The organism is Naumannella cuiyingiana (assembly GCF_013408305.1).
Lineage (GTDB): Bacteria > Actinomycetota > Actinomycetes > Propionibacteriales > Propionibacteriaceae > Naumannella > Naumannella cuiyingiana.
This window is the reverse complement of the sequence record NZ_JACBZS010000001.1, coordinates 1242747-1255138: the sequence shown is the minus strand read 5'-3', so window position 1 is coordinate 1255138 and position 12392 is coordinate 1242747. Positions and strand designations below refer to the sequence as shown.

At 72.7% G+C, this 12392-nt stretch carries 12 protein-coding genes; 5 read left to right on the top strand and 7 right to left on the bottom strand.

Annotated elements, in window-relative coordinates; translation table 11 throughout:
• Positions 1-8 precede the first annotated feature (8 nt).
• The 5 genes from GGQ54_RS05825 to GGQ54_RS05805 all read left to right on the top strand — a co-directional run bounded on the left by GGQ54_RS05825 (position 9) and on the right by GGQ54_RS05805 (position 4323).
• A complete protein-coding gene (locus tag GGQ54_RS05825; RefSeq protein ID WP_246292560.1) occupies positions 9-998 on the top strand; it encodes a polyprenyl synthetase family protein in 990 nt (329 codons plus the stop codon).
• Positions 998-2410, top strand: coding sequence for an amidase (locus GGQ54_RS05820; RefSeq protein WP_179444536.1), 1413 nt, complete (start codon positions 998-1000; stop codon positions 2408-2410). Before GGQ54_RS05825 ends, GGQ54_RS05820 begins: the two co-directional genes overlap by 1 nt.
• Before the next feature lie 377 nt (positions 2411-2787).
• Positions 2788-3405: a class I SAM-dependent DNA methyltransferase gene (locus tag GGQ54_RS05815; RefSeq protein ID WP_343046011.1), complete on the top strand. Its 618-nt coding sequence runs from the start codon at positions 2788-2790 to the stop codon at positions 3403-3405.
• Positions 3402-3734, top strand: coding sequence for a helix-turn-helix domain-containing protein (locus tag GGQ54_RS05810; protein WP_179444535.1), 333 nt, complete (start codon positions 3402-3404; stop codon positions 3732-3734). Before GGQ54_RS05815 ends, GGQ54_RS05810 begins: the two co-directional genes overlap by 4 nt.
• Positions 3735-3756: 22 nt before the next feature.
• A complete protein-coding gene (locus GGQ54_RS05805) occupies positions 3757-4323 on the top strand; it encodes a type 1 glutamine amidotransferase domain-containing protein (RefSeq protein WP_179444534.1) in 567 nt (188 codons plus the stop codon).
• On the opposite strand, the gene GGQ54_RS05800 is transcribed toward GGQ54_RS05805, so the two are convergent.
• The 7 genes from GGQ54_RS05800 to GGQ54_RS05770 form a co-directional block, all read right to left on the bottom strand.
• Positions 4324-4917 carry a ClpP family protease gene (locus GGQ54_RS05800; protein WP_179444533.1) on the bottom strand — a complete coding sequence of 198 codons (594 nt, stop codon included), beginning with the start codon at positions 4915-4917 and terminating at the stop codon, positions 4324-4326. It abuts the gene before it with no gap.
• 1 nt (position 4918) lies between these two features.
• Positions 4919-5512 carry a ClpP family protease gene (locus tag GGQ54_RS05795; RefSeq protein ID WP_179444532.1) on the bottom strand — a complete coding sequence of 198 codons (594 nt, stop codon included), beginning with the start codon at positions 5510-5512 and terminating at the stop codon, positions 4919-4921.
• 63 nt (positions 5513-5575) lie between these two features.
• The gene (locus GGQ54_RS05790) at positions 5576-6790 is read right to left on the bottom strand and encodes a glycosyltransferase 87 family protein (RefSeq protein ID WP_179444531.1); all 1215 of its coding nucleotides are present in this window, start codon (positions 6788-6790) and stop codon (positions 5576-5578) included.
• Complete coding sequence (locus GGQ54_RS05785) at positions 6787-7986, bottom strand: glycosyltransferase 87 family protein (protein WP_179444530.1); 1200 nt, start codon at positions 7984-7986, stop codon at positions 6787-6789. Before GGQ54_RS05785 ends, GGQ54_RS05790 begins: the two co-directional genes overlap by 4 nt.
• Positions 7983-9134 carry a glycosyltransferase 87 family protein gene (locus GGQ54_RS05780; protein ID WP_179444529.1) on the bottom strand — a complete coding sequence of 384 codons (1152 nt, stop codon included), beginning with the start codon at positions 9132-9134 and terminating at the stop codon, positions 7983-7985. Before GGQ54_RS05780 ends, GGQ54_RS05785 begins: the two co-directional genes overlap by 4 nt.
• Positions 9131-11080, bottom strand: coding sequence for a M13-type metalloendopeptidase (locus GGQ54_RS05775; protein ID WP_179444528.1), 1950 nt, complete (start codon positions 11078-11080; stop codon positions 9131-9133). The genes GGQ54_RS05780 and GGQ54_RS05775 overlap by 4 nt, the downstream gene beginning before the upstream one ends.
• 31 nt (positions 11081-11111) lie before the next feature.
• Positions 11112-12362 (bottom strand): hypothetical protein, encoded by a 1251-nt coding sequence (locus GGQ54_RS05770; protein WP_179444527.1) that lies wholly within the window; start codon positions 12360-12362, stop codon positions 11112-11114.
• Positions 12363-12392 lie beyond the last annotated feature (30 nt).

Here is a 12392-nt window from a genome sequence, read left to right as displayed (position 1 = left end):
GAGATCCGTTGCGCCCGCATGCCGAGGACGTCGCCACGGGCGCCGGGGGCGAGTTCGCCGATGGGGTACGCCGGGAGCTGCGGCTGGTCGAGGCGCGCCTGCAGGACGCGGCGAAGGGGCACGACCGCCTGGTCACCGAGATGGCGGGCCACATCATCGCGGCCGGCGGGAAGCGTTTCCGCCCGATGCTGGTGCTGCTCGCCGCCCGGTTCGGCGGGCCGGTGCCCGACGATCGGCTGGTCGATGCCGCCGTCGTGGTGGAGCTGACCCACGTCGCGAGCCTGTATCACGACGACGTGATGGACGAGGCCGACCTGCGCCGCGGTGCGCCGAGCGCGAACAGCCGCTGGGGCAACCTGCAGGCCATCCTGGTCGGCGACTTCCTGTTCTCCCGCGCGTCGTCGATCGTCGCCGGGCTGGGCACCGATTTCGTGGCGGTGCAGGCCGACACCTTCGCCCGGCTGGTGCACGGCCAGATCGCCGAGACCGTCGGGCCCGCGCGCGGGGAGGATCCCCTGGCGCACTACCTGCAGGTGGTCGCGGACAAGACCGCCTCGCTGATCGCCACCTCGGCCCGGTTCGGGGCGATGGTCGCCGGCGCGCCGGTCGCGACGGCGGCGGCGCTGACGGACTTCGGCGAGGAGATCGGCGCGGCGTTCCAGCTCAGCGACGACATCATCGACGTGACCAGCGACGACACGGGCAAGGCGCCGGGCACGGATCTGCGCGAGGGCGTACCCACCCTGCCGACGCTGCTGCTCGGCGAGGCTCCCGAGGATCGTCAGTTGCGGGACCTGATCGCCGGTGACCTGAGCGACCAGGCGCGGCTGGCGGAAGTGCTGGGGCGCCTGCGCGCGCACCCGGTGATCGATCGCGCACGCGACGAGGTCGCCCGGCGGGCGGAGGTCGCGCGCGGCCTGTTGCGGCCGCTGCCGGACTGCGAGGCGCGCGAGGCATTGTTCGCGATGTGTGACCAGGTGGTCACCCGGACCAGTTGATGGCCGGGATCGCCGCCGAGCTGTCGGCGCTGGAGCTGGCCGCCGCGATCCGCGCGGGAGAGCTGTCGATCGCGGAGGTGACGGCGGCCGCCCTGGCCGCCGCCGAGGCCGACTCGCTGGGCGCCTTCGCGCGGGTCGAGCGCGGGTACGCCGAGGCGGCGGCGGCCCAGGCGCAGCGCCGGCTGGCCGACGGCGATCCGGCGCCACTGCTCGGCGTACCGTGCCCGGTCAAGGATCTGACCCGGGTCGCCGGGCTCGGCTTCGAGGGCGGTAGCCGGGCGTGGGCGGGCAATGTCGCCGAGATCGACGACGGGATCGTCACCCGGCTGCGCGCCGCGGGCACGATCATGATCGGCAAGACGAGCACGCCGGAGTTCGGCCTACCGTGCTACACCGAGCCCGACCTCGGGCCACCGGCGCGTACCCCGTGGGACCGGCGTCGCTCTGCCGGCGGATCGAGCGGCGGCGCTGCGGCGGCCGTCGCGTCCGGTGTGGTGCCGCTCGCGCACGGCAGCGACGGCGGCGGGTCGATCCGGATTCCCGCCGCGTGCTGCGGACTGGTCGGGCTGAAGCCGAGCCGCGGGGTGATCAGCCCGGGCCCGCACGGTGTCGACGGGCCGGGGCTGGCGACGCAGGGCTTCCTGACGCGTACCGTCGCCGACACCGCGGCCGTGCTGGATGCGGTCGCCGGGCCGTGGCCGGGTGATCATTTCCCGGGCGCGACGGGCGGTTTCTCGGTGGCGCTGGCCGAACGGGTCCGCGGCCTGCGGGTCGGATTGTTGACCGAGCCGGTGCTGGTGCCGGACGCACCGGTGCACCCGCAGGCGCGGGCGGCCGCGGAGCGGGCCGCCCGGTTGTTGGGGGAGTTCGGGCACGAGGTGTCCGAGGCGCCGGTGCCGTTCGGGCCGCAGGAGTGGTCGGCGTTCGAGGCGCTGTGGGCGGTGGCCGCGCTGTCGGCGCCCGTCCCCGAGGGCCGCGAGGATGATCTTGTTCCGCTGACCCGGTGGCTGCGCGAGCGGGGTCGGTCGGTGACCGGGCAGCAGTACGCCGAGGCGATCGCGGCGGCGCAGCGGCTGGAGCGTACCGTCGCCGCGCGGTGGGCCGGCTTCGACGTCGTGCTCACCCCGACGCTGGCGCAGCCGCCGGCGATGATCGGATCGTTGCGCGATGATCGCGATCCCGCGGCGGACTTCGCCGCCCAGACCGCCTACACGCCCTGGACGTCGATCTACAACCTGGTCGGCCGGCCCGCGATCAGCGTCCCTGTGCACCGGGCCGAGGTCGACGGCACGGAGCTGCCCTTCGGCGCGATGCTCGGCGGCCCGGCCGGTTCCGATCGGTTGCTGCTGGCGCTCGCCGCCCAGCTCGAGGCCGCCGACCCCTGGCCTGCCACCCCTCCCGCGCCTCGTTGACCTCCCTCAGCTCCCACCCCTCCCTTCGCTCATCCCCTCCCTCCGCTCATCCCCCTCCCTCCGAATTGTTTCCGTAGTTATGCCCGCTAACCGCGGCGGATAGCGGGCATAACTACGGAAACAATTCGGAGGGAGGGGGTGGAGGGTGAGTCGGTACGAGGTCAGCGGCCGAGGGCGGTGGCGCGGAGCAGGGCCAGCCGGCCCGGGCCAGGGCAGGCGCGCGGCGACGGCGGCCAGGGCCGCGGCGAGCCGGGGCCCGACCGCGTCGAAGATCGCCCGCTGGTCGGGTCCGTCGAGCCGGGCGACGGCGTCGAAGAGCGCCACCGTCTCGTTCGGCCCGAGACCGAGCAACCAAGCCCCGGGACGCCGCCAGGCAGATCCCGGGCAAGCACGCGGTCGCCGCCGGGTTCGACGCCGCGGCCGACAGCTATGACCGGATGGTCGGGTTGAACCCGGGCTATCGCCACCACCTGCGCCTCGCCGCCGATGCGCTCGTGGCCGGCATCGACGAACCCGAGCCGACACTGATCGACCTCGGCTGCGGCACCGGACTGTCCACCCGCGCCCTGCTGGACGCCGCTATCGCCCGCGGGCTGACGCCGCGGATCGTCGGCGTCGACGCCTCGCCGGGGATGCTCGCCCGCGCCCGGGCCGGGGACTGGCCAGGTGGCGTGGAGTTCGTCGACGGCCGCGCGGAACAGCTCGGCGAGCTCGGGCTGCCCGCCGCCGACGGTGTGCTGGCCTGCTACCTGCTGCGCAATGTCACCGACCTGCCCGCGACGCTCGCGGCGATCCGCGCGGCGCTGCGACCGGGCTCCCCGTTCGTCGCCGAGGACTCCTCGGTCACCGGTTTCGCCTCCGTCCCCGACCTGTGCCGAGCGATGGCGGCGACGGGCTTCGTCGAGATCGCGGCGCGGACGGTGCCGGGCTGGCAGCACCGCATCCTGCACGTCATCCGCGCCCGTTCGGCGCCCGGCCTAGACTCGGAGGCATGAGCGAGGACAACGGCGCGCACCAAGATCCCGAACCGCTGTGGCGCGAGGCCGCCGGGGCCGAGCTGCGGCGCCGACGCACGGATGCCGGTCGTACGCTGGCCGATGTCGCCGACGCGGCCGGGGTCTCGGTGGCGTACCTGTCCGAGATCGAGCGCGGTCGCAAGGAGCCGTCCTCGGAGATGCTCGGCGCGGTTTCCGGGGCGCTCGGCATCGGCCTGGTCGATCTCACCTCCAGCGTCGCCGAGACGCTGACGCGGCGGCCGGCCGGCGAGATCGCGGCGCCGCGCGCCGAGGCCCGCGCCCAGGGGCAGTTTATGTTGGCAGCCTGACCGAACGAGAGGAGCAGTACGCATGACGACAGCAACACTCGACGGACGCACCATCGCTTTTCTGGTCTCCGGCAAGGGGATCGAACAACCCGAGCTCACCGGGCCGTGGCAGGCCATCAAGGACGCGGGCGGCAAGCCCGTCCTGCTTTCCCCGGACGGCGGCAAGGCGTCCACCGTCAACAACGATCTCGACCCGGCCGAGGACTATCCGGTCGACGGGACCATCGCCGATGCCGATCCGGGCGAGTACGACGGCGTGATCATCCCCGGCGGCACGGTGAACGCCGACACGCTGCGGACCGACGACGATGCCCGCAACTTCGTGCGTGCCGCCGCGCAGGCCGGCCGCCCGATCGCGGCGATCTGTCACGGCCCGTGGCTGCTGGTCGACGCGGGGCTGGTCGAGGGGCGCACGCTGACCTCCTACCCGTCGCTGCAGACCGACATCCGCAACGCCGGCGGCACCTGGGTGGACGAGCAGGTCAAGATCGACGACAGCGCCGCGCCGTTGATCACCTCGCGCAATCCCGACGACATCCCGGCCTTCGTCGACGCGACGATCAAGCAGTTCGCGGGCGATCGGGGCTGATCACCCGGCCGGCAACGAGACGATCTCGTCGGCGAGCCCGTACTCCACCGCCTCGGTGGCGGTGAACACCCGGTCGCGTTGGATGTCGCGCTGCAACTCGGGCACGCTGCGCCCGGTGTGGTACGCCAGCACCTCGTCCTGCAGATTGCGCAGCCGGGTGATCTCCGCGGCCTGCACCGCCAGGTCCGGCAGGGTGCCCTGGCTCTCCATCGACGGCGGGTGCAACAGGATCCGCGCGTGGGGCAGCACGAGCCGCCGGCCGGGCTCGCCCGCAGCGAAGATCACCGCCCCGGCGGAGGCGGCCTGCCCGACGCAGTAGGTCGCCACCGCCGGGCGCAGGAATCGGATGGTGTCGTAGATCCCGAACATCGCCGTCGCCGAGCCGCCGGGGGAGTTGATGTAGAGGTTGATCTGCGCGTCGGAGTCGACGGACTGCAGGTGCAGCAACTGGGCGATGATCACGTTCGCGACGCCGTCGTCGATCTCCGTGCCCAGGTAGACGATCCGGTCGCTGAGCAGGCGGCTGTAGATGTCGCTGGTCCGCTCGCCGCGGCTGGTCTGCTCGACCACATAGGGAATCGAGTAGCTGGCCATCTCAGACCCCCATCCCGATCGGCTGCGTCCGCTGCCGCGGGGCGACCGAGTCGAGCTGGGTGATCACGTGATCGGCGAAGCCGTACGCGACGGCCTCCTCCGCCGAGAACCACCTGTCCCGCAAGGAATCCTCGGTGACCCGGGCGACCTCCTGCCCGGTGTGCTCGGCCGTCAGGCTGAGCATCAACTGGTTCAGGTGCGCGAGATTGTCCGCCGCGATCTCGATGTCGATCGCCGTACCGCGGAACCCGGCGGATCCCTGGTGCAGCAACACCCGGGCGCGGGGCAGCAGGTGGCGCTTGCCCGGCGTACCCGCGGTCAGCAGGAACTGTCCCATGCTCGCGGCCAGGCCCATCCCGAGCGTGCTGACGTCGTTCGGGATCAGGGTCATCGTGTCGTAGATCGCCAGCCCCGCCGTCACCGAGCCGCCCGGTGAGTTGATGTAGAGCCGGATGTCGGAATCGGGATCCTCGGCCGACAGCAGCAGCAACTGCGCACACAGCCGGTTGGCGACCTCGTCGTCCACCTCCTGGCCGAGCACCAGGATCCGCTGCTCCAGCAGGCGACCCGTCAATTGATCATCGTGCGTGTTCATGATCGCCAGCCTGCCCCGGCGTACCGCCGAGCGGGGCGCGATCTGCTGCCAGCAGATCTGCGGTCAGCGGATCCGGGCCGGGGTGCGGGAGGCGGTACGCGAACGCGCCCACCACCAGCAGCCGGCCAGCAGCGCCACGCCGAGCAGCGGGCCGACGGCGGTCGCGAGCTGACCGCCGGCGCCCAGCCGCAGCCCCACCTCGGTATCGACGTTGAGGTCCTGGAACGGCTCCCACGTCGCCCAGCCCCAGTAGCCGACCGCGAGCAGCCGCAGCCACCCGGGCAGCGGCCGCAGCAACGCCAGCACCGCGATCGGCGCCAGCCAGGTGTAGGCATGGGTCCAGGAGATCGGCGCCGCGACCGTCGACCCGAGCCCGACCAGCAACAGCGCCAGCATCGGCTCGCCCGCCCGCGCCACGACCACCGCCGCCAGCAGCGTCAGCGCCACCACCGCGCCGCCGAGCAGCACCGTCAGCCACAGCGGCAGCTCGGGCGTACGCAGGAAGCGGACGGCGATCGCCAGCAGCGACTGGTTGGTCACCTGATAGGGCGCATCGGGCTCGCCGGGGAAGTTGCCGGTGGCGATCCGCGCCCAGTAGCCGGCCGACTCGGCCGGCCGCACCGCGAATCCGATCATGGTCGCGCCCGCCGCCGACAACACGGCCACCAGCGCCGGCCGGCGCCGGCCCACCAGCACCAGCGCCACCACGAACAGCGCGGGGGTGAGCTTGATCGCCGCCGCGACGCCGGTCAGCACGCCGGCCGGCAGCAGCCGGTCCGGCACCCCGAACGGCAGCCAGCGCCCGGCCCGGGCGAGCAGGGTCGGCCCCGGCGCGAGGTCCAGCACGCACAGCGCCATCAGGAAGATCCCGACCTGGCCGAGGAAGAAGACCTGCGCGAGCGGGCCGCCGAGCGCGATCGCGACCGCCGCGACGATCAGCGCCGGCGCGGCCCGCAGGCCGATCCGGGCGAACACCGCGGCGGCCAGGGCGGCATTCAGCAGCGGCCAGATCAGGTACGCCGCCCCGGGGCCAGCCGCCGCCAACGGGAGCGTCAGCACGGCCGCGAACGGCGGATAGATCATCGGCAGCCGGCCCGGCGGATCGAAGTACAGCGGCTGGCCCGCGGCCAACCGGTCCGCGGCCGCGAGATAGACGTCCAGGTCGACCTGCTGCAGCAGCCACGGCCACCCGCCGGCGTGCAGCAGCGCGGCCAGGAACGGCCAGGGCAACGCGAGCAGCACCGCGGCGAGCTCGCGCCGGCGTACCCGCGGCGTCACGGCACCGGCTCGTCGGATGCGCGCTCGTGCGCCCAGTCCAGGGTCGCCGCGCACAGGGCGAGCGCCAGCAGCGGGCCGGTGGCGACCACCAACTGCTGCAGGCCGGTCAGGTCGAGCGCGGCGTCGCCGCCGGCGTCGATCGACTTGAACGGCTCCAGCGTCGCCCAACCCCAGTAGCCGACCGCCAGCAGGCGGACGCCGAGCGGTGCCGGTCGGAGCAGCGCCACCACCGCGAGCGGCGCGAGCCAGGTGAAGGTGTGGGTCCAGGCGACCGGGGAGGCGAGGCTGGTGCCGAGGCCGACCAGCAGCAGCGCGAAGGTCAGCTCCCCGCGCCGGGCGATCGCCGTGGCCGCGACCAGCACGGCGACCCCGGCGATCGCGCAGGCCACCAGCGCCGCGGTCTGCCAGGCGGCGTCGCCGCCGAAGCGGACGACCACCGCGCCGAGCGACTGGTTGGTCAGCCGGTACATCGAGTCGGTCTCCTGCGGCAGGTCGCCCGAGGCCAGATTTCCCCAGTAGAGCAACGAATCCGCCGGCCGGACCAGCGCTGCCACCCCGGTTGCCACCGCGGCCGTGATCGTCGCGACCAGCGCCGGCCGCCGCCGTCCGAACAGCACCAGCGCCACGATGAACAGCGCCGGTGTCATCTTGATCGCGACCGCCAGCCCGGTCAGCACGCCGCGCGGCAACAGTCGCTCCCGGCCCGGCCAGATCCGGCTGACCAGGGTCGGGCCGGGCGCCAGATCGAGGATGCACATCGCCATCAGCACGACCCCCACCTGGCCGAGGAAGACCACCTGGTCATACGGGCCGCCGAGCATGATCACCGCCGCGGCCGCGATCGGCGCGCGCCAGCCGCGCAGGCCGATCCGGGCGAACACGGCCACCGCCAGCGCCGCATTCAACAGCGGCCAGGTGAGGTAGCCCGTCTCGGCGTCGGTGATCAGCAAGGGCAGTGCCGCGATCGCCGCGAACGGTGGATAGGTCATCGGCAGGTCGCCGGGATCCTCGGCGTACAGAGGGGTTCCGGCCAGCAGGTCCTCGGCGGTGCGGCGATAGACGTCGAGGTCGACCGCCATCGGATTCCACGGCCAGCCGCCCGACAGCGCGAGCGCGGCCAGGAACGGCCACGGCAGCGCCACGACGAATGCGGTCGGGAACCGCAGCCGCCGGACCCGATCCACCGTCGCGGTCACCGCGGCATCCCCGCGCGCTGGGCGGCGGCGCCGGCGATGACCACCGCGAACCAGGCCAGCGTGAGCAGCAGGCTGCCGGCCGCGACCAGCTCACCGCCCACCCGCGACGCCGGCTGCACGCACGCCCACAGCCCGAGCACGGCCGCGGCCAGTTGCCACAGCCACGGACCGCAGCGGACCAGCATGATCGCCGCCAGCGGCAGCGCGATCACCCACGCCTGCGGAAAGGCGAGCGGCATGATCACGACGCCGCCCAGCCCGGCGGTCAGCATCCCCGCCAGGTGCCGGCCCGAGCGGCACAGCGCGAGGCCGGCGGCCAGCGCCGCGGCGAGGACCACGAGCGCCAGCACCGTGCCGAGCACGGTCGTGGTGGGCTGCTCACCGAGCCCCCGGGCGAGCACCGCGGGGAGCGAGCCGTTCGTCTCGCGCTCGTAGGCATTGCCCTCGGCGAGGTGGCGGCCCGCCAGCGTCGCCGACCAATAGCGCAGCGAGGAGACCGGCGCGGCCAGCCAGGCGAGCAGGGTGATCCCGATCGCCGTCGTCGCGCCGAACAGCCCGGCCCGGCGGTGCCGCGGCGAGGCGAGTTGCAGGATCACGACGACCACCGGAAACACCGCCAGCGCCGCGGCGATCCCGGTCAGCACGCCGCGCGGCAGGCGGGGACCCGGGCGCGGGCGTACCAGATCGGCGATCAGCAGGCAGGTGATCAGCACGGTCACCTGGCCGAGGCGGAAGTTGTCGCGGATCGGCACGGCGAGCGTGATCAGCAGCGCGGCCAGCAGCGGCACCCACGCCGAGCGGGCCAACGCCGGCGACCGGTACGCCAACAGCGGCGCCACCAGTAGCGCGGCCACCAGGCCGGCGGTGATCAACACCCAGAGCAACTGTGCCGCCTCGGGGCCGGCGATCGCGAACGGGATGCCGAACAGCGCCATCGCCGGCGGCATGCTGAACGGCACGCCGCCGCCGCCGTAGAGATCCTCCCCGGACAGCAGCCTTCCCGAGGCGCCGATGATCGCCTGCAGGTCGACCATCGCGCCCCGCCACGGGGTCCAGCTCGCGCCGTCCGCGCGCGAGGCCTCGTACGCCCCGGCGATCAGCGGCAGCGGCCACAACAGCCAGCGCCAACGGCCCGGCGCGCGGGTCACCAGATCTTCACGCGGCGATCCGGCGGCAGCCACAGCTCGTCGTCCCCGTCGGTGCCGAACGCCTCGTGGAAGGCGTCGACATTGCGTACCGTCTGGTTGGCCCGGAACTCCGGCGGCGAGTGCGGATCGGTCGCCAGCCGCTGCTTGACCGCCTCGGGGCGCATCTTGGAGCGCCACACGGCGGCCCAGTTCAGGAAGAGCCGGCGGCCGGCCGGCACGCCGTCGATCTCGGCGTCGGGATCGGCGCCGCTCAGGCGCCACGCCTTGTGCGCGATCGACAGGCCGCCGAGATCGCCGATGTTCTCGCCGATGGTCAGCTCCCCGTTCACCGGGCGCCCATCGGCGCCCTCCGGTGAGAGCTCTGCGTACTGGCCGACCAGCGCCGCGGTGCGCTCCTCGAACGCGGCGCGGTCGGCGTCGGTCCACCAGTTGCGCAGCGCGCCGTCGCCGTCGCAGGTCGATCCCTGATCGTCGAAGCCGTGCCCGATCTCGTGCCCGATCACCGCGCCGATGCCGCCGTAGTTCAGCGCGTCGTCGGCCTCGGGATCGAAGAACGGCGGCTGCAGGATCGCCGCCGGGAAGACGATCTCGTTGCGCAGCGGGTGGTAGTAGGCGTTCACCGTCTGCGGGGTCATGAACCACTCGTCCGGATCGGTCGGCCGGGTCAGCTTGTCCAGTTGATCATCGAGCTGCCAGGAGGCCACCGCGAGCACATTGCCGACAAGATCATCGGCGCGAAGGTCGAGGGTCGAGTAGTCCTTCCACTTCACCGGATAGCCGATCTTGGGCCGGAACCTGTCCAGCTTGCGCAGCGCCTCCGCGCGGGTGTCCTCGGTCATCCAGTCGAGCTCGCTGATCGATTGCCGGTACGCCTCGATCAGGTTCGCCACCAGCTCGTCCATCCGGTCCTTGGCGGCGGGCGAGAAATGCTTGTCCACATAGAGCTTGCCGACGTCCTCGCCGATCGAGGCCTCGACCAGGTCGACGCCGCGCTTCCAGCGCTCCTTCAGCGTCGGCGTACCGGACAGGGTCGTGCCGTAGAACGCGAAGTCCTCGGCGACGAAACGATCATCGAGATAGCCCGCGAACGCCGATGCCGTCTGCCAGCGCGCCCAGGCGCGCCAGGTCTGCGCCGGCGTCGCCGCGAGCAGCTCACCGAGCCCGGCGAAGTAGCTCGGCTGGGCATTCACCACCCGGGCCAACACGGCGTCGTCGAGCTCGGCACCCGCCAGTAGTTGCGCCCAGTCCAGGCCGGGGCTGGCGGCGGCCAGCTCGTCGCGGGTCTGCGGGTTGTACATCTGGCGCAGGTCCCGGGTGCGCACCTTGTCCCAGTGCAGTGCCGCGATCGCCGTCTCCAGCTCCAGTACGCGCGCGGCCTCGCCAGCGGGGTCGTCGCTGCCGATCAGCTCGAACATCCTGCCCAGGTGGGCCGTATAGGCCTCGCGGATCTCGGCATAGGTGTCGTCGCGGTAGTACTCCTCGTCGGGCAACCCGATCCCGGACTGGCCGAGGAACAAGATCACCTGCTGCGGATCGCCCGGGTCGGCATCCACCGACATCCCTACCAGCGTGCGGATCCCGCGACGGGTGGCCCAACCCATCCAGTGCGCCAGGGATGTCGCGTCGGTGATCTCGTCGGCGGTCGCCAGCAGCGGCGCGAGCGGCTCGGCGCCGCGCTCTGCCACGGTGTCGGTGTCGACGAAGCTGGCATAGAGCGAGGCGATCCGGCGCTGCGGCGTACCGGTCTGGTCGCCGGGGTCGCCGAGGGAGGTGATGATGTCGCGGACGGCCTCCTCGGCGTTGTCGCGCAGCTCGATGAAGGCGCCGGTGCCGGGCTTGTCGTCCGGGATCGTGGCGGTTTGTAGCCAGGCCCCGTTGACGTGGCGGTACAGGTCGTCCTGGGGTCGGGTCGCCTCGTCGGTGTGGGCGAGCAGCTCGGAAGTCACCGGTCGAGGCTAGCGCGTCTCGCGGGCAGACTCAGCGGTTCGTCCAGCCGATGCTCGGCGGGTCCTGGTCGTAGCTGACGATCGCCGTCGTCTCCACCGTGAAGTCCTGCGTGTCCAACGGGATCTCCTCGCCGGAGTCGCGGACGCTGCCGTCCAGGGTGTAGGTGATCGTCAGATCGGCCAGGGCCACCGGTGCGCCGTCCTCCGTGCGTACCTGGACACCCTTCAGCGGATCGTTGGTGAGCTCGGTCCGCACGGAGTCCGGGATGATCTCCTGGCCGCTGGTGGTGGTGTCCTTCATCGCGTACGGGCAGTTCTTCGGCTTCAACTCGTTGCTGCCGATGCAGCGGTCGATGCCCTTGCGGATCTGCACCAGCGCGTCGCGCCGTCCCGCTTCGGTCAGCGCCAGTGGCACCTGGCCGAGGCGTTGATCAGGACGATTGTCGGTGACCCGGAAACGATGATCGATCTGCAGCGCGTCGGTCGTCGAGGTGACCAGGTAGGAGCCGGGGAAGATCGGGTAGTTGCCCGGTCCGTCGAGCCGGGCGCCGTTGATCAGGAACGGCATGTTCAGGTCGGCCTCGGGTGACTCCAGCGTCGCCCAGGCCTGCGGCATGGTCCAGCGACCATCGATCTTGGCGACATCGAAGACGCCGGAGACCGGCTCGCCCCCGAGCCTGTAGTCCACCTGGACGCGGGTGTCGTCGCTGGCGACCACGGCGATGTCGGTGATCGGCGCGCGGTTCAGCGAGTCGGCCAGCACCTCCGGGGTGAGCAGCCGGCCGTCCGGCGGCGGGGCGGAGGCATGGGCCAGCGCGCCGGCGGCATCGCCGCGTGCCAATGCCTGCAGGTAGGACTCGACGAACCGGTCCGGCTTGATCGACTGGTCGGCGGGGCCGATCAGGTTCCGGCCGACGAAGAAGACGCCGACCGCGACCACCAGCGCCAGCACGCCGACGATCACCCAGCCGACGACGTTGCGCCGCGGACTCTCCTCCTCGTCCTCCTCGGCCAGCTCGAAGGCGTCGTCATCGGGATCGAAGCCGAGCCGGCGCGCGGACGCCGGCGGCGGCACCGGAGCGCCCAGCGCCCGGGTGGCGTCGGGGTCGAGCGCGCGGGTGGCGTCGGGATCGTCCAGGGGGCCCGGGTCGTCCAGGGGGCCGGGGTCGTCCAGGGGGCCGGGGTCGTCCAGCACTCGCGGGTCATAGCCCATGCCGCGCGCGTTGGTCGCGGTCACCGACTCGTCCTCGGGCTCCGCGGCCCGGCGCGGCTGGTCCGACATCTCGTTCCGTCCTGGGTCTGGTTGCGGCCT